15 protein-coding genes are annotated in these 17,084 nt (G+C 47.7%); 11 read left to right on the top strand and 4 right to left on the bottom strand.

The genetic code is table 11. From position 1 onward, the window contains the following. Positions 1 to 66: 66 nt before the first annotated feature. Positions 67 to 1,242 carry a pyridoxal phosphate-dependent aminotransferase gene (locus RBH76_09435; protein ID WMJ82952.1) on the top strand — a complete coding sequence of 392 codons (1,176 nt, stop codon included), beginning with the start codon at positions 67 to 69 and terminating at the stop codon, positions 1,240 to 1,242. A gap of 217 nt (positions 1,243 to 1,459) precedes the next feature. On the opposite strand, the gene wecB is transcribed toward RBH76_09435, so the two are convergent. Beyond that, complete coding sequence (gene wecB, locus RBH76_09440) at positions 1,460 to 2,626, bottom strand: UDP-N-acetylglucosamine 2-epimerase (non-hydrolyzing) (protein WMJ82953.1); 1,167 nt, start codon at positions 2,624 to 2,626, stop codon at positions 1,460 to 1,462. A gap of 212 nt (positions 2,627 to 2,838) precedes the next feature. Between wecB and RBH76_09445 the strand changes: the two genes are divergently transcribed. From RBH76_09445 to RBH76_09475, 7 genes are all read left to right on the top strand, one after another. Next, positions 2,839 to 4,338: a hypothetical protein gene (locus RBH76_09445; GenBank protein ID WMJ82954.1), complete on the top strand. Its 1,500-nt coding sequence runs from the start codon at positions 2,839 to 2,841 to the stop codon at positions 4,336 to 4,338. Beyond that, positions 4,329 to 5,477 (top strand): hypothetical protein, encoded by a 1,149-nt coding sequence (locus RBH76_09450; GenBank protein WMJ82955.1) that lies wholly within the window; start codon positions 4,329 to 4,331, stop codon positions 5,475 to 5,477. The genes RBH76_09445 and RBH76_09450 overlap by 10 nt, the downstream gene beginning before the upstream one ends. After that, the gene (locus RBH76_09455) at positions 5,474 to 6,775 is read left to right on the top strand and encodes a DUF2334 domain-containing protein (GenBank protein WMJ82956.1); all 1,302 of its coding nucleotides are present in this window, start codon (positions 5,474 to 5,476) and stop codon (positions 6,773 to 6,775) included. The genes RBH76_09450 and RBH76_09455 overlap by 4 nt, the downstream gene beginning before the upstream one ends. Positions 6,776 to 6,809: 34 nt before the next feature. Beyond that, complete coding sequence (locus RBH76_09460; protein ID WMJ85221.1) at positions 6,810 to 8,039, top strand: glycosyltransferase; 1,230 nt, start codon at positions 6,810 to 6,812, stop codon at positions 8,037 to 8,039. 13 nt (positions 8,040 to 8,052) lie between these two features. Then, entirely contained in the window at positions 8,053 to 10,212 is a 2,160-nt protein-coding gene (locus RBH76_09465) for a cellulose biosynthesis cyclic di-GMP-binding regulatory protein BcsB (protein WMJ82957.1), read from the top strand. Then, complete coding sequence (locus RBH76_09470; GenBank protein WMJ82958.1) at positions 10,209 to 11,060, top strand: diguanylate cyclase; 852 nt, start codon at positions 10,209 to 10,211, stop codon at positions 11,058 to 11,060. The genes RBH76_09465 and RBH76_09470 overlap by 4 nt, the downstream gene beginning before the upstream one ends. 173 nt (positions 11,061 to 11,233) lie before the next feature. After that, on the top strand, positions 11,234 to 11,884 hold the full coding sequence (locus tag RBH76_09475; protein WMJ82959.1) for a DNA-3-methyladenine glycosylase 2 family protein: 651 nt from the start codon (positions 11,234 to 11,236) through the stop codon (positions 11,882 to 11,884). A gap of 40 nt (positions 11,885 to 11,924) precedes the next feature. On the opposite strand, the gene RBH76_09480 is transcribed toward RBH76_09475, so the two are convergent. Continuing rightward, positions 11,925 to 12,344 (bottom strand): YjdF family protein, encoded by a 420-nt coding sequence (locus tag RBH76_09480; protein ID WMJ82960.1) that lies wholly within the window; start codon positions 12,342 to 12,344, stop codon positions 11,925 to 11,927. Between the two features lie 284 nt (positions 12,345 to 12,628). Further along, a complete protein-coding gene (locus RBH76_09485; protein WMJ82961.1) occupies positions 12,629 to 13,144 on the bottom strand; it encodes a DUF2179 domain-containing protein in 516 nt (171 codons plus the stop codon). Between the two features lie 256 nt (positions 13,145 to 13,400). Here RBH76_09485 and RBH76_09490 point away from each other — a divergent pair, with 256 nt between their 5' ends. Beyond that, entirely contained in the window at positions 13,401 to 13,757 is a 357-nt protein-coding gene (locus RBH76_09490) for a CoA-binding protein (protein WMJ82962.1), read from the top strand. A gap of 249 nt (positions 13,758 to 14,006) precedes the next feature. Here RBH76_09490 and RBH76_09495 read toward each other — a convergent pair whose 3' ends face one another. Next, entirely contained in the window at positions 14,007 to 16,028 is a 2,022-nt protein-coding gene (locus tag RBH76_09495; protein ID WMJ82963.1) for a thioredoxin domain-containing protein, read from the bottom strand. 258 nt (positions 16,029 to 16,286) lie between these two features. On the opposite strand from RBH76_09495, the gene RBH76_09500 reads away from it, so the two are divergent. Both RBH76_09500 and RBH76_09505 read left to right on the top strand, forming a co-directional pair. Beyond that, on the top strand, positions 16,287 to 16,487 hold the full coding sequence (locus RBH76_09500; GenBank protein ID WMJ82964.1) for a 4Fe-4S binding protein: 201 nt from the start codon (positions 16,287 to 16,289) through the stop codon (positions 16,485 to 16,487). Next, complete coding sequence (locus RBH76_09505) at positions 16,484 to 17,080, top strand: 4Fe-4S binding protein (protein WMJ82965.1); 597 nt, start codon at positions 16,484 to 16,486, stop codon at positions 17,078 to 17,080. Before RBH76_09500 ends, RBH76_09505 begins: the two co-directional genes overlap by 4 nt. Positions 17,081 to 17,084 lie beyond the last annotated feature (4 nt).

Genomic DNA, 17,084 nt, shown 5'->3' on the forward strand with positions numbered 1-17,084 from the left:
TAAAATTTAAGAATAAACAATTCAATCACCAACAAGGTGTGAAATAAAACTTTAAGGAGGCATTCCATGAAGAACCGCATAGCAGCCCGTATGTCGCTTTTAGCCCCTTCAGGCATTCGAAAGGTCAACGAAAAGGCGTTGGCAATGGAGCGGGCCGGAGAACCTATCATTCACTTCGAAATTGGCCGCCCTGATTTTGATACGCCTGAATATATCAAGCGCGCCTGTGAAGAGAGCCTGAAAAAAGGCGAGGTATTTTACACCTCTAATTTTGGCGATATGGCATTGCGCGAAGTGATTGCACAGAAATTAACGCGTGAGAATGATGTGGCATATAAGCCCGCTGAGATTCTTGTTACAGTGGGCCTCTCTGAAGCGGTGTTCGACGTTTTGTGCACCATTCTCGACGAGGGGGATGAAATCTTGGTCCCTGACCCGGTGTGGATGAATTATCTCAACGTACCGCGCCTATTGGGCGCAACGCCGGTGACCTATACGCTGCGGGAGGAAAATGACTATCAGATCGACTTGGCGGAGGTTGGCGCAAAAATTACCGAAAAAACCAAGGCACTGGTACTGGTGACACCCAACAACCCCACCGGGGGTGTTCTATCGGAGCAGACGCTTCGCGGTCTAGCCAAAATTGCCGTTGAAAAGGATGTTATGGTAATTGCTGATGAAATTTATGAGAGGCTGATTTACGACGATGCTAAGCATATCAGCATCGCCTCGCTGCCCGGCATGAAAGAACGCACCTTCACTCTCAACGGCCTGTCAAAAGCGTTTTCAATGACCGGTTGGCGTATCGGTTATGTTGCTGCACCCGAGGAATATATTGCAGCGTTAAACAAAATTCATCAGCATAACACCACCTGTGCCCCATCCTTCGTACAGAAGGCCTCTATCGCGGCGTTGCGTGACGAACAGAACGAAGTGGCTGATATGGTTAAAGAATACCAGCGCCGCCGCGATTATGCCGTTGCCGCCATCAACGCCATACCAGGCTTGAGCTGCCGCTGCCCCAAGGGCGCGTTTTATATTTTCATCAATATCAAGGCCTTGAACCGCCCCTCTGCTGAGGTGGCGCAATTCCTACTGGAGCAAGCTAAAATTGCGTTGGTGCCCGGTGACGTATTTGGGCCTGGCGGCGAGGGCTATTTGCGCATGAGCTTTGCCAACAGTTATGAGAATGTTGTCGAGGGTTGCAAACGCCTACAGGAGGCTGTGGCAGTGCTAAAATAAATCCGATTGTCTTATTTTTACGCGCTAGACTTTGAAAAAACAAGTTGTTCTATATTGAGTTTGCATATTTAAGAGTAATGAAATGCATCAAGATTCAACTTTAAGGAGCCCCTCGATATTAAAAATAAAAATACAGAGCGGCGCCAAAAACGCAGCTCTGTATTTTTATTTAGGTCTATTAACTTGAGCAAAATTAAATCCACACAGCGTCGTCGGACTAAACCTCCTGCAATCGCGGGACATACAAAGGGGCATCCAAAGGCACCGATGTATCTGAAAACGCCATAATCATTGCATTAATAATTCTTTCGCTAGCAAAACCATCTCCGTACGGGTTAGCAACGCCGGCCATCTTATTGTAGAGCGCACGGTCGGTTAAAAGTCTGGCGGCACAGGCGAAAACCGAGTCCTGACTTACACCAGCCAGCATTGCTGTTCCAGCGCAGACAGCCTCTATGCGCTCGGTCTCCCGACGCAGCACCAGCACCGGCTTATTTAATGATGGTGCCTCTTCTTGCAGCCCGCCTGAATCGGTCATGACCATGTAGCACCGACTGATCAGATTGTGCATGTCCAATACATTGAGCGGTTCTAAAAGGTGCACGCGTGGGTTATCTGAAAAGGCTGACTCGGCCAGATTTCGCACGGCCGGATTGGGATGTACCGGGAACAACACCTCAACATCAGGGAAATCTGTTATCAGCCTATTGATAGCGGCAAAAATATCGGATATGCCTCCGCCCAAATTTTCGCGGCGGTGTGTGGTAAGCAGTATCATGCGGCGGTCATAGTCCATCTGGTTGAGCAACGGCTGAGTAAAACGGTAGTCTGGGCGGACGGTATAGCGCAGGACGTCAATGGCCGTATTGCCGGTGACATAGATTTTTCCACCCACATTCTGGTGCAGTAAATTCTGGCGGTTCTGCTCGGTGGGTGCAAAGTGTAACGTACTTAAATTGCCCAATAGTGTGCGGTTCATTTCTTCCGGGTAGGGAGAATTGGGGTTGCCGGTACGCAGCCCGGCTTCGACATGCCCTATGGGAATTTGATGATAAAATGCGCTTAAACCGGCGGAAAGAGCGGTGGTTGTGTCTCCATGCACCAATAAAACATCCGGTTTATTCCGTGCCAGAACTCGCTCCATACCAGATAGAACCCGGGCAGTGATATCAGTGAGAGTTTGATTTTCCTGCATAATGTTCAGGTCGAAGTCAGGTGTAATATTAAATTGTGTCAGCACGTCATCAAGTATCTGGCGGTGCTGCGCGGTGACGCATACAGTCGTGTCCAGCCGAGCATCCTTTTGGCATGCGAAAATTAACGGCGCCATTTTTATAGCATCTGGCCTTGTGCCAAACACCAGCATCACTTTCAGATGTTTCATACACTTCTCCCCTAAATATTGCTAAAAATATGAAAAATATGCAATTAAAAATCACAAATTTGTTTAAAATATTACCTAAATAGCAAAAAAATTGTTGAGCCTGTTTAAAATCGCTAAAACATATGTTATAATGCCATCATTATATCAATATATCAAATTAAAAACAACATTTTTAACTTTGCCCATTTTAACGTCAAGAAAGGGGGACAGCAATGCAGTGGACAACACAAAGAAAAATTTCATACTCATTGCCGTCGCCTGCTGCCGCGGCTGTTATTGTCGCCGGACTTATTCTTGTCTTTACCCTGTTTATACCGCCGCTGGTGGGCATGGCGGATAATGGCGACTTTTACCGCGTTATAAACGGGAACGGGCTTTATAAGCTTGACCGTGATACGCCGGACCAATTTCTTTCCTATTTTAGCAGTCAATACGGCATGTATCAGTATTTTAATGATTATGAAGACAGTCTAGTTTCGTCACAGACACCGATTATTCATGTCGCGGTTGCGCTCGACCGCCTTCTGACTGGTGACGACGCTGTGTTCGATGTTCGGTTTTTGGCTTTTTTAATCGGCTTGTGGGCATTAGTCGCGTTATACCTGCTGGTTGACTACGCTGCATGGGGATTGGAAAAGCGCTTTGGCTATATTGTTGCCGCAATAGCGGTCTTAATTTTTTTTGACACCGGGTATTTAGCTTACTTTAATTCGTTTTATGCAGAAGGACTTGTTTTGGTCAGTTTTTTGACTGCAATGACTTGTGCGCTGCTCATACGGCAAGAGCGTTATCCGCCGTATGTCCTATTAGCTGTTTATGTTCTGAGCGGCGTTGTTTTGACCTGTGCCAAGCAGCAAAATGCGCCGTTGGGTATATTGCTAGGGCTGCTATGCATCCCGATGATGCGGGGTGTGCCGCAGTTGGGTGCTGAAGTCACAGGGCGGACAAAAGCCGTACAGCGGGCAATTACAGGCATTTGCGCGTCGCTTCTCTGTTTTTGTGGTGTGGCAGTGTACATATTAATTCCACAGGAGTTTGTAGAGATCAATCAATATCATGCCATGACACGCGGTGTACTGATGTCGGCAGAAAATCCGGAGGAAGCGTTGGAACGCTTTGACATTGATCCGCAATATTCGCTGTTGGATGGTTCAATTTATTACGAGCGGTACCCCGCCGTTAATGTGGAAGGCGATGCGCTTAAAGAGGAGTTTTTTCCAAAATACAATTTCATATCGGTGACGGTTTATTACCTTATGCACCCGGACGACCTGTTTTTAATGCTTGATGAGGCCGCTAAAAACGCTTACGCTATCCGCCCCGATGCCATAGGCAACTTTGAACGCAGCGCAGGGCGGGAGCCGGGTCAGAAAGCTGCGTTCTTCACTTTGCACAGCACTTTAAAGAATATTATCGTACCCAAAACGGTAGGATTTGTACTGATCTGGCTTATCTCCATGCTCAGCCTCAGCTTTAGGGACAGATGGCGGATGCTGGTTCTGGGGTGTGTCATGCTATCGGGCTTTTCGCAGGTCGGGGTTTCAATCATTGGCGCGGGGGACGCCGATCTATCAAAACATATTTTCTTATATAATGTTGCATTTGATTATGTCAACTTTATCATTATATCCACTGTTTTTATGTCTTGGCGTTCAAACGTCTATCGCAAAAAGCATCCTGACATTAAAAAGGAGGAGGCAGTATGCGCGTGAAATCTCTTTACATCCTTTGCTTGATGGCAGCGGTTTTTTTGTTGCTGTCTGGCTGCGCCCCAAGAGGCGGGGATGTTCTGAAAGAGAACGCTTTTACGCCACCTGCGCCGGCCGACACAGCCGAACAAGCCTGTCTTGATTTTGTGCAGAACCAACTTGCCGCGAATGGCGGGATCTATACTAATTATCTCAGTGGCTCTGCACAGGGAGATTTGGCGCAGGGGCATGAGGTTCTCAGCGAATCTCAGGGGCTGATGCTTCGCTATTACGCCGCTATCGCAGATGAAGAAGGGTTTTCTCAAACGTTGGGCTATATTACCCAGATGCTTGACACCGGCGCGTTGCTGTCCTACCGGGTGGGTGAGGAGGGTTCGCGCTTTAGTACCAATGCTGCAATTGACGACCTGCGTATTTTGCGGGGCCTACTTGAAGGGGCGCAGGTGTTTTCACAGCCTGATTATCGCAAGCTTTGCCAAAACTGGGCTAAGCGTCTTTATAAAACTAACGTAAAAGATGATTTTCTGCTCGATTGCTATGACGAAACGCTGTCCTTTGCGGGGCGTGTCAGCACGCTGTGCTTTTCTGACCTTGAAACTATGCAGTTGCTAGGCTCTGCTGACAGACGCTGGAACAAGGTTGAGAGAAAAATGCGTGATATTTTAAAACAAGGTTACTTAGGTGATCACTTTCCGTTTTTTCAAACCCGCTATGATATCGACTCGGAAGCCTACGAAGCGGAGCAGATCAATATGGTCGAAGCGTTATTGACCGCGGTGCATCTGTCTCAGGTGGGCGAATGCCCGGCGGCTACCGTACGCTGGGTCAAAGAGGCGCTATCACAGGGGGCGATTTACGGCGCATATACCCCGCAGGGCGTACCGGTTAACACAATTGAATCCACTGCCATTTATGCGCTCTGTGCGCTGCTGGGTGGCGCCGAGGGTGACCAGGCGTTGGTGGAAGCGGCAATGGAAAAATTGCGCGGCTTCCAGATCACCGACAAGCAAAGCACACTCTATGGCGCTTTTGCGGACGCAGCCACACTGAAGGCCTATTCCTTTGACAATCTGATGGCGCTCGCAGCTCTGCGTACACAAGCGCAAAATGCGGTTGGCAGCGAGAAAGGAGAAGGCGCTTGAAATGTTTTTTTCGCTTCGCCACATTTTTAATGGCAGTTTTATTGTTATTGACACTTGGCGTACTGGCCGACTCAGAGCAAGCGGCCGAGCCACAAACAGCACAGGTATTGCTGGTTTGTGATGAAAAAAAAGGTCGGGCAGCAATTGAGGCGCTGATCAGCGCCTGTGGTAAAACGGTGGATTCGGTTTCAGAAACGACCTATACCGCCGATCTGCCTGCGCGTTATAGTTATGTCATAACTACGGCGAACCAACCATATCTCGACGCCGCAGCCGCTGGAATACCCACGGTCTGTCTTGGTGAAAGTGCCGGGCCGGTTGACGGCGTAACAACGCTTAGGCTAAAAAACATGGGCGTTACACTGCAACTGGATGACCACAGCCAATATCAGTTTATAAAGGCCGCTACCGTCGCGCAGCAGCTAGAACACGGCCAGCGCTACGGCAGCATTGAGCTCAGCTCAGGAGATAGCTTTCCGTTTGCAGTTATTCTTTCCAATGCGGTCTATGTGCCGTGGTACCAGCAGGAGGGGCTGAGTTATATCATGCTCGGCGGTCTGCTCCGCCAATATTTTGGCGCGGATTCGGCTGACGGGGCTATGTATGTGCTGCTAGACGAGATTTATCCCTTTTCAGATCTTGACATGCTGTACGAAACTACCGACCGTTTTGCTCAAAGCGGTATCCCCTTTATTGTCAGGGTGATGCCTGTCTATGATAATCTCGACTATCCCGCTTTTAAGCGTTATACACGGTCACTACGCTATGTTCAGGCGAAGGGCGGCGCCATTGTTTTGCACGATCCCATCGTGCGGCAGTACGAATCAGAGCGTGAGCCGCTTGCTGATAAGCTTACCCGAGCTAAGGCCGCGTTTGCCGAGGAAGGTATTACGTTGTTCGATATGAACTTTCCCGGTCTGGCTGTTTCTTTTGAAGATATTCAAGGCATCGCCCATACCCGGCTGAATTTCGGCAACCTGCCGATAGATACAATGATTCGCTTTTCGCTGTTTAAAGATGTCACGGCGCTTAAAAACACCGTGCAACAGCTGGATGATGCATGGCTTTCGATCTCAGACTATAAGTCAAAGTTTCCGGAGCTGGAGTCGTTGCACTATGAAGAAAAGACGATCGACGCGTCCTATGTTTACCGAGAGAGCATGATGGCAACGTTAAGTGGATTTTTCTCAGGTGCAAACCGAATTTTGCTGATAATTGTGAGTATTAGCGTCGCAGTGTTTCTGGTTTTGATTGCGGTGGGACGCAGGATTTATCGACAGATGTTTTACAGGAGATAATGGGAGGTAGACTGTGAACACCATTGACATCTTGATGCTGGCTTCCCTTTTTTGTATATGGTCGCTGTTGCTGATCAATGTGCTTATGATTGTGAGCGGCTACATGTATTATCTCGAGACTACGCGCTATACCCCGCCCGTGCCGGATCAATTCCCCATGGTTTCTATCATGGTTCCGGCACATAACGAGGGTATAGTCATTGTGCAGACGGTGCTGTCCCTGCTAGCGTTTAACTATCCGAAGGACCGATACGAAATTATCGTCATCAACGACAACTCCTCAGACAACAGTGCACAGCTTCTAGCGGATATTCAGCAGAAAAACCCTGGACGCAACCTGAAAATAATCAACACCGATAGCGTGACCGGCGGCAAGGGTAAGTCCAACGCACTCAACATTGGCTTTGCACACTGCACCGGTGAATATATCGTGATCTATGATGCTGATAATACCCCGGAGCCTAATGCACTGCGGCTATTGGTCTCTGAAATTTGTGCCGATAGCTCTCTGGGCGCTGTTATTGGAAAATTTCGTACGCGAAACAAAAATGCGACGCTGCTCACTCGCTTTATTAACATCGAGACGCTTTCTTTTCAGTGGATGGCGCAGGCCGGACGGTGGAAGCTGCTCAAGTTATGTACCATACCGGGGACGAACTTTATCATTCGGCGCAAGATTCTTGAGGAAATGGGCGGATGGGATATCCATGCCATTGCCGAGGATACTGAGATCAGCTTTCGTGTTTATCGGATGGGGTATCGTATCAAATTCTTGCCACAGGCGGTCACATGGGAGCAGGAGCCTCAGACCATTAAGGTTTGGTTTCGTCAGAGAACCCGTTGGGTGAAGGGCAATATCTATGTATTGATTAAAAACCTGCCGATGCTCTTTGACCGTAGGGCGGGGCAAGTGCGTTTTGATATCTTGTATTTTATGGCGATTTATTTCCTGCTACTGACCTCGCTCGTCATTTCGGACAGCGTGTTTTTGCTCAATGCCAGCGGCTGGGCACATATGACGCTAGCCGGTTTTAGCAACCTGCTTTGGGCGCTCGCCGTTGTGATGTTCATCTTGGGAACGTATGTGACCATTACGACCGAGAAAGGCGAGATGCACGCTTCAAATATTGTGATTATCGCGCTGATGTACTTTACATACGCCAAGATGTGGATGGTCGTCGCAGTGTATGGATTGATCCAGTATTTAAAAGATCTCATCCTGCGCAAAGAAACAACATGGTATAAAACAGAACGTTTTAAATAATGGAGGGCATATCTTGAAAACCAAAAAAAGAAGATGGGCTGCTGTTTTTTTATTTCTTATCTTCTGGGCGCAGATTGGCGGCTTATTACCCGTTAATGCTGCCGAACCAGATGCCGCAACAAACGGCCCAGAGGTGCAAAGTGAGGTTTTAAGCCAAACCGATCTGAACCTGACCGGACAGGGGGATGCGCCTTACATCCATGAAGAATCATTTGGGAGCGATCAGAGTTTAACCGGTCTGTTTTCTCAGACGATCAGATATTTTCAAGCAGGCGAATGGGATATTCGTGGCGCGACGCTGACATTGCGCTACGACGTGTCCCAACTGGCTGACAACACTGTTTCAAGTCTGACTTTTACGCTGAACAAGACCATGTTTTACTCCGTTCGGCCGACGCCTGGCCAAAACGGAAAAACGCAGGAGCTTTTGATTCCAATTCCGATTGATCAGATTAAGGCGGGGCAGAATGAGCTGACAATAGAAGCTTATATTCGTACACAGGACAGGTTGCCATGTGTCGACGATGTTTCGTTGGCGAACTGGCTTCAGATTTTTGGTGACTCCACCGTTTCTATCAGCTATTATCCAACGATGCCCTGTAACACACTGGCTGACTGCTATGAGCAGTTCACTAGCATCGACGCGCTTGAAAACCGGCAAAGCACGGTGTTTGTACGCGACGGTGGCACCGATGCAGAGTTAACCGCCACCACGTTGGCGCTGGCGGGGCTATCAGGCCAAGCCCAAATGGCATATGAGAATATTGCCCTGCAAAGCTTAACCGATGAACAAACGCTCTTTTCGGGGAAATATCGAATCTTTATCAGCCGGTATGACGCTCTTTTACCCAGCGTCAAAGAACGGCTCACCGACGAACAGCGACAGGCGGCGGAACAGGACGCTGTTATGACGCTGATAAAAAGTAATGGCAGCAACGTGCTGTTGATCACCGGCAACAATGACGCAGCCATGATCAATGCCGGTATGCTTTTGGGCAACGCTAGTTATATGTCACAGGCGCGCACACTGTGGCGGCGGGTGACTGCGGATGAAAACATGCTGATGCAAAAATCTGAAATTACGCAATACCGCCAGCTGACCGAAGCGGGAAGTTATGTGGACGGCCTGTTCCGTCAGAGCATTTCATACTACATGGAGCTGCCGGCCAACAGAAGACTTTCCACCTCAAGCCAGGTCAGCCTCTCGATGCGCTATTCCGAGAACCTGGACTTTAATCGCTCTCTGGTCACCATCTATGTTAACGACCAGCCTATTGGTAGTAAGAAGCTCGATAAAGAAAAGGCGCAGGGTGACACTATCCGCCTAGATATTCCGGCTGACTTGATGGTCAATGGTAATTTTTCGGTGCGCGTATCGTTCGACCTCGAAATGCAGGACGCATGGTGTACGCTGAATCAAGGGCAGCAACCCTGGGCTTATGTCACCAACGAGAGTATGCTTAAACTGATGCCGGTCGATTTTGAGGGCATAATATTTGAAGGGTATCCCAGCCCGTTTGTTAAGGACGGTAGTTTCAACAATGTTGTGATGGTGATGCCTGATTCGCCCGGTGCGGCTGATTTTGAAGCACTACGACAGATTACGCTGACCTTTGGCCGGTTTTTAAAGGACAACACCGGCGTATTGCGGGTCGCCCATATGTCAAATACCGGGGATTTAAAGCAGTCCAACGTCATCGCTATTGGGCGTCTTGAGACGAACCTTATTGTCCAACAAATCAATAATATGATGTTCTTCCAATTCAGCCCCCAGGGAACGACGATTGGCTCTAACGAGAAGATGACGATAGACCCCAACTACGGTACAACCCTTGGCACAGTGCAGCTGCTCAACTCGCCCTACAGCGAGCAAAAGCGCGCATTGATGGTGGTGACTGGCGTCAGCGATAATGCGATGCTGCGCGGTGTGGAATATATCGGATTGACCGATAACCTCTGGAAGCTTTATGGCGATGGCTATGTCGCTGACGGTGTGGATATTTTCCCGTTCCGGTTTAAGGAAGATAACGCCAAGCGCGAATCGCTAATTGAACAGCTGGCCTCCCGCGGAGACATTCATAAACTTGTGCTTGCAGTGGGATTGGCGCTGATGCTTATTGTGGTATCTGCAGTGATGCTGATTAGAAAATACGGAAGGCAGGGGCGGACATGAAACAAAACAGAAACTTTCTAATCGCTGATCTGGCGTTTCTTTGCATGTTGCTGCTCTTATTTGTCTGTATTCTGTTTATATCCGGCACACCGGATAGTTTTCAGAAAAATACGATTATTCTAGCGGCGGTGCTGACAACCGTTATCATCACTTATTTTTCAACCTTGCCCATCGGGTTAATACTCAATATTGTGATGATCTTCAGCTATGCAACCTATGTCATTGTTTATGCGGCTTATCGGGGCGTTACAATCTCGTCGGATATTTATTTCTGGATTATCTGGAGCCCCTGCATGACCACTGCGGTGTATTTGTTTTCGGGCCGAACCAAACAGGCTGAAAAGCATAATGAACAAATGAAGGAGCAGTTGGTGCGTCTTTCGGGTGTAGACCCAGAAACAGAGCTGAAAAACATCAGAAGCTTCGAGCGGGAATGCGGCGTGTATATGAATATTTCGCGCCGCTACCAAATGAGTCTGGTTGTTGTTGTTTGGCAGTTCCGCTATCAGCGTGAGCTGACGCAGATGCTGGGGCAAAATGGCCTGATGCAGTTGGCTAAGCAGATTTCCAAGGAATTATTAGAATCGTTACGTCAAGAGGACGCACTTTATATGCTTGATAACAATCCCTTTACGTGGGGGACGATGCTTTTCACCGATCTGGAATCGACGCACATTGTGGTTGATCGCGTGCTTAAAAGGCTTGAAAAGTTGGATTTGACCAGTGCTTCTGGCAAGCATAAGATTAATTTGGAGATGCGCTCGGGTGCCGCGCGCTTTTCTGAAAGAATTGATACGCCGTTCCAGCTGTTGGAGGAAGCCAAAAAGAAGCTAGAATACGATGTTTAGATCGTAAGTATTGACACTGACGTTAAACACCGAATGTTTTTCGAAGGTGGTCTAAACAATCTTTTTTTCGGTCGTTTCGATGCAAGACGCCGAACAATAAATGGTATGGCACTGCAAAAGGGAAAACAGGACGGTTTTCTGGTATGATAGCCATATAAGGCGGTGATAACAGGGTGTTTTTATACGGAGAAACAGAGCTATCCTATTTAAAAAAGAAGGATAAGCGCTTAGGGCAGGTAATTGATACACTGGGTATGATTGAGCGCAGCACCGACAGCGATCTGTTTGCTTCGGTAGTGCGTCACATTGTAGGGCAGCAGATTTCGATGGCGGCACAGGCAACGATCTGGCGGAGAATTATCGACACACTGGGTGAAATAACACCAGAAAAAATATATACCGCCGATGCCGCGGTACTGCAGGCCTGTGGCATAAGCTTTAGAAAAGCTGAATATATCAAAGATTTTGCTCAAAAGGTTCATCATGGTATGTTCGATATTGAAGCACTGGCCAATAAAAGTGACGCCGAGGTGATCGCTGAGCTTTCGAATTTAAAGGGCATCGGTGTGTGGACCGCTGAAATGTTGATGATTTTTTGCATGCAACGTCCCGACATTTTAAGTTTTGGCGATCTTGCAATTCAACGTGGTCTGCGGATGCTATATCATCATCGTAATATCGACCGAAAGTTGTTCGAAAAATATCGGCGTCGCTACAGCCCTTATGGCACTGTTGCCAGTTTTTATATTTGGGCGGTTTCCAACGGCGCTATCCCAGGGATGAAGGACTATGCGCCCGCCAAAAAGCCGAAGGGGAAGCGTTAATCAAACGCCTATGGATTATCCAACAAAGAAGCACCGAGGATTAGTGCCCCCGGTGCTTCTCTTTACGTTTTTGTTGTTTCATGCTGAATTTGCGTTGCTGCTCGGCTTCTCGGTTTTCTCGGGCGAGGCTCTTGCGCACCATCTTATTTTGCTCTTGCTGTAACTTTAGAGCCTGTTGCGCTTTTGTTCCAGCACCGGTTTCCTGAAGCTGGCGTTTAATGCTGCGCTGCATGCGTTTGGGGTTGATACGCTTTGCACCTGGCGGTGTCGTATTGACCGGCGTACTAAAGTGCAGCCCACGCCATCCTTCCAACAAAAAAGCATAGACCTCATAGTCCTTTGGTTCGGACCCAAAAGTCATTTTACAGACCTCATAATAATTTTCACATGTGCGCTCAAAGATGCCTACCCAAAATGGATCCTGAAAAAACACGGTTAACCTCACAATGGTCTGACACATAAAAGCCCTCCTTAAATTCGGTATTGCCGACAAAGAAGGGACAACCAAGGAGGCAGGTTACTGACGGCGTCGCGCCGCGTCCGGACTACCAACCGGAACTGTGTTTTTATCTTTGCAATTTTATTATACCCTAAAGAAGGCATCTGTAAAGAAGTTTTTTGAAAAACTGGGTCTATTTGCCTAAAACACCTCAAGAAGGTGGTGATAAATCGATGCCTTGCTAAAGGGCTAATAATAGCAAAAGACGCCATTATCAGACCCAGAAGCTTTTATTTGATGATCGTCTAAAAAGCACGGATATGCTTTGTCCAAAAACCGCCGGCAAAATTTTTAGGCTCATATGAAACGATGAATGCATTTGGCGCAATTTTTTTCAAAAGTGCTAGCAGTAGCTTTTCGTTGCTACGCTTGGCGAGCACCTGCAGCACCAGTCGGTCGCCGTCGCGGCCCTGTGCATGCCATGCGGTTACGCCGTACCCCTCTCCACGTAGCAGGTTGGGCAGATTACAATCGGCAGAGTTGACTATCACCTGCACATTGACATATCCCAGCGCAAGGCGTTGTTCAAGGCGGCTACCAATATAAACACCTATGCCATAACCGGTGCAGTAGGCAATAATATTTAGTGGGCTGGTCAGATTTTTTAATACCATTGTTAATCCCAGCAGATAGATTCCCACTTCGACAACAGAAAGGAGAGCGGCCGGCAACCGCTGCCCTTTGATTACTAAAATCGTGCGTAATGTGTTGAGCGAAACATAGACGATATTGATTCCGATAATGCTAAGGACGAGTGCCATGAGATGCCTCCTTTTTAGTCGTGCCCAGGTAAGTGGACAGGTAAATACAGTTCTTTTAATGGTATTGCGCAGGCCTTATAAATTAAAAGCTCTAACCATAACATATGATGCATAACTGTTGGCGAAAAGTCAATTAAAATATCAAAATTATAAGAGGGGGTTACATTTTAGGCATTTCTTTGCTAATATTGTAGATAGAAAGCTAAAAGCGTCGGGGGGACGCCCCGGCACAGACAAAAATTGTGAGGTGGTATTTATGGATTTAAAAGAAATTATGCAGCAGCACAACTTTGTTGTAGTGGGCGATACCCTAAATCAAGAAAAATATGCCTATAAAATTAAAAAAGGACTTCAAGAGAAGGGGTATAAGGTTCAGGCGGTTGGCAAAGAGCTAGCTTCAATCAATGATGTAGAAGGCGAGATCGACATTCTTGACTTATGCATAAATCCAGTAAAAGGGCTGCAGCTTATTAAAGAGAACAAAAAGACGTTTAAGAGTATTGTTATTCAGCCCGGCGCTGAAAGCGATCCGCTGAAAAGCTATTTGGATGAAAATAACCTGCCCTACATTGAGAGCTGTCTACTAGTAGGACTTAAATTGCACGCAAAATAAAACGACAAAGCCGTTTAAAAGGCGCGAAACTTAACAGTGCGAATATGACAGGCCGCCACTAATGGCGGCCTGTCTGCTTATTTGGAAGGTTACAGCGAAAGCTTAAAAGGTAGATATACCTGCCGAGGGTAGGCTTTTACCCTAGAAAAACCGACCCCGTCAGGGGGGGCTGCCCTACATGTGGCATGTTCCGCTGTGGAATTTAAGGAGTACCATGACGTCTGACGGCGCGAAGCAAGAAAAGGGACGTCACAATTTTAAAAGCAGGTTTTTCAGCTCAGCCAAAGAGTAAACCGGGGCAGCGCAGGCTTTATTGCGGCACAGGTAATATGCGCAGCCCTGCTCTGGTAGCGGGTAATCAGCAGTAAAGGGGGCGACTTGTTCCAGTGCATGCTGATTCGAAATTGTTTTGACTAATACAGTTAAATTCCAAACGGGGGTTTCACGTAAAAAACCCAAAATCCCCTCTGTACCGTTTTCATCCGCCGCGGTACAGATAAGCTCTTGCCCTGGAAACAGTGCAGTCATTAAAGCCAGCAGGGAGACACAATGCCCTGCGGGATACTCTGACAGTGCACCACAGACAAACCTGAGCTGTCGGTCGGCTGCTTGTTGCCATTTTGCTTCGCCGGTCAAGGCCGCTATGCGGCATAAAACGAGGGCAGCCACCGAGTTTCCAGAAGGCAGCGCCCCGTCATAAATCTCTTTGGTACGAGCAATCAGCTGCTCTGCGTCCGAAGCGCTGCGGTAAAACCCGCCGTTGGTATCATCTGAAAACAAGGTCAGCATCTGTTCCGTCGTCGTTATCGCCGCAGATAGATAACCGGCATCGAATGTCGCCTGATACAGCGCCAGAAGCGCTAAGGCGTAAAAAGCGTAGTCATCCAGTTGACCGTCGTGGGCAGATTCTCCATCGCGCCAGCGCAAGCGTAGTCGACCATTCGCATCGGTTAAATACTTTGTAATAAAATGTTGGGCTTTTATTGCAGCATTTAGATACTTCGCTTCATTCAGCAGCCATCCAGCGCGGGCAAGTGCGGCGATCATCAGCCCGTTCCACGCGGTAAGCACTTTATCATCCTTGTGAAGACTTACGCGGGACAGCCGATAATCGTACAATTTTCGGGATAAATATTCTATTTGACCGTCGCTTTCTTCAAAGCGGCGGTTTTCTATAAGGTTTAAAATGCTTAGACCCTCAAAATTACCCTGCTTGGTTACACCAAACCATTCACAAAAGCGTTTGCCGTCTGCTTCACCTAAAACGCTGATAATTTCTTCGGGCGAAAAGACGTAATATTTACCCTCGACCCCGTCGCTGTCAGCGTCCTGGCCGCAGTAAAAACCGCCCTGTGTGTCGGTCAGCTCACGCAAAACATAGTCAAGCGTTCTCGTGACGACAGTTTTGCACAGTGCCTTTCCGGTCATTTGATAGGCTTCAAGATAAGCGCAAGATAGCAGTGCATTATCATAGAGCATCTTTTCAAAGTGGGGGACCAGCCATTTTTCGTCGGTGGAATAGCGCGAAAAGCCGCCGCCGATGTGATCAAACATTCCGCCACGGTACATTTGCGCCAGGGTGTGTAACGCCATTTTATTCGCACTTTCATCGTCTAAAAGCACCGAGTAGCGCAACAAGAACAATAGATTGTGCGCCGTGGGGAACTTGGGCGCAGAGCCAAAACCGCCCCAGCGGGAATCGTAACCGCGTTTAAACTGTTCAAAGGCACGTGTCAGCAGCGCTTTATCAGGGTCGCCCGGTTGTGCACTTTGCTCCTGAGATTGCAGCAATAAAACAATCTGCTCACCGGACTTTAACAACAACTCTCGCCCAGTATGCCACTGCTGCATAACGGCAGCGAGTAAGTCCATCAGGCCCGGCATGCCATACCGGCTATTTTTTGGTAGGTAGGTACCGGCCCAAAACGGCTTTTGCTCCGGTGTCAGCATCACGGTCAGTGGCCACCCGCCTGAGCCGGTGAGCGCCTGACAGACAGACATATATACCGCATCAACGTCAGGGCGTTCTTCGCGGTCGACTTTAATGCTGATAAAATCGCGGTTTAGAATTGCCGCCACTTCTGCGTCCTCAAACGACTCATGCGCCATAACATGGCACCAATGACAGGTGGAATAGCCAATGGAAAGAAAAACCGGCTTATCCTCAGACTTGGCCTTGTCAAAAGCCACTTTGCCCCAGGGATACCAGTCTACAGGATTATTTACGTGCTGCAGCAAATAGGGAGATTTTTCAGATTTTAAATGATTCATGTGTTTTATCCACCTTCTATTAAACTAAGCCAAAAAATTTATTGTTTTCAGGGTTCCCAATTCAAGAGTAAATAAGCGGTGTATAAACTGTTTTCCATCACATAGCAGTATTTTTAAGAAAGTTAAAGCTTCGTTTGCAATAGAATGTTTCATGTGTGTTACATGCGGCAAGATTGCGGACTCATATGTGATTGAGTCACAGAAAATGAATTTTAAGTCTGTTATAATGCCGTTATAAAATGGAGGAGGGTATACGTTTTGAACAAAGCAAAAAAGAAGGCGACGATAGACCAGAACGCCTGCGTTGCCTGTGGCTGTTGCGTTGGGGCGTGTCCGATTGGGGCGGTCAGGATTTTTAAAGGCAGTTTTGCCGTCATAGATGAAAGCAAGTGTGTAGGCTGCGGTAAATGTGCAAAGGCCTGTCCGGCCTCTGTAATTAAGATTGAGGTGAGAGAATGAAGAGCAACCAAAAGCATTGGTATCAATATCTGTGGGTGTTTTCCGCCATTTACATCGTCATGGGTTTTTTTAATATTCTATTTGCCTGGATAGGGTTACTGTGCTTTTTTATTCCGCTGATTATTTCAATTGCGACGGGACACAAAAGTTATTGTAACAAATATTGCGGGCGTGGCCAACTCTTTGACCTGTTGGGTAATCAGCTTGGTTTTTCACGCAAAAAGGATATTCCAGCCTGGATGAAAAGCAAATGGTTTCGCTACGGATTTCTAGCCTTTTTTATGACAATGTTTTTTAACATGCTAAATGTCACCTATCTAGTATTCTCGGGCGCGAGCAGCATGCGTCAGGTAGTCACACTCTTGTGGACGATTAAGCTGCCGTGGCACTGGGCCTACACCGCGAATGTGGCGCCTTGGGTGGCGCAGTTTGCATTTGGGTTTTACAGCGTCATGCTCACCTCCACTGTGCTCGGGCTGATTACAATGCTGCTTTATAAACCGCGTTCATGGTGTGTCTACTGCCCGATGGGTACCATGACCCAAATGATTTGTAAGGCCAAGTGTCAAAACGATAAAATGGTCAAAATTTAAAATA

This window comes from Oscillospiraceae bacterium MB24-C1 (genome assembly GCA_030913685.1).
GTDB lineage: Bacteria > Bacillota > Clostridia > Oscillospirales > Ruminococcaceae > Yanshouia.

Coding starts and splice junctions, on each gene's coding strand:
- RBH76_09435 (WMJ82952.1), top strand. CDS start 67: ATGAAGAACCGCATAGCAGCCCGTATGTCGCTTTTAGCCCCTTCAGGC.
- wecB (WMJ82953.1), bottom strand. CDS start 2,626: ATGAAACATCTGAAAGTGATGCTGGTGTTTGGCACAAGGCCAGATGCT.
- RBH76_09445 (WMJ82954.1), top strand. CDS start 2,839: ATGCAGTGGACAACACAAAGAAAAATTTCATACTCATTGCCGTCGCCT.
- RBH76_09450 (WMJ82955.1), top strand. CDS start 4,329: ATGCGCGTGAAATCTCTTTACATCCTTTGCTTGATGGCAGCGGTTTTT.
- RBH76_09460 (WMJ85221.1), top strand. CDS start 6,810: ATGCTGGCTTCCCTTTTTTGTATATGGTCGCTGTTGCTGATCAATGTG.
- RBH76_09470 (WMJ82958.1), top strand. CDS start 10,209: ATGAAACAAAACAGAAACTTTCTAATCGCTGATCTGGCGTTTCTTTGC.
- RBH76_09480 (WMJ82960.1), bottom strand. CDS start 12,344: ATGTGTCAGACCATTGTGAGGTTAACCGTGTTTTTTCAGGATCCATTT.
- RBH76_09485 (WMJ82961.1), bottom strand. CDS start 13,144: ATGGCACTCGTCCTTAGCATTATCGGAATCAATATCGTCTATGTTTCG.
- RBH76_09490 (WMJ82962.1), top strand. CDS start 13,401: ATGGATTTAAAAGAAATTATGCAGCAGCACAACTTTGTTGTAGTGGGC.
- RBH76_09495 (WMJ82963.1), bottom strand. CDS start 16,028: ATGAATCATTTAAAATCTGAAAAATCTCCCTATTTGCTGCAGCACGTA.
- RBH76_09505 (WMJ82965.1), top strand. CDS start 16,484: ATGAAGAGCAACCAAAAGCATTGGTATCAATATCTGTGGGTGTTTTCC.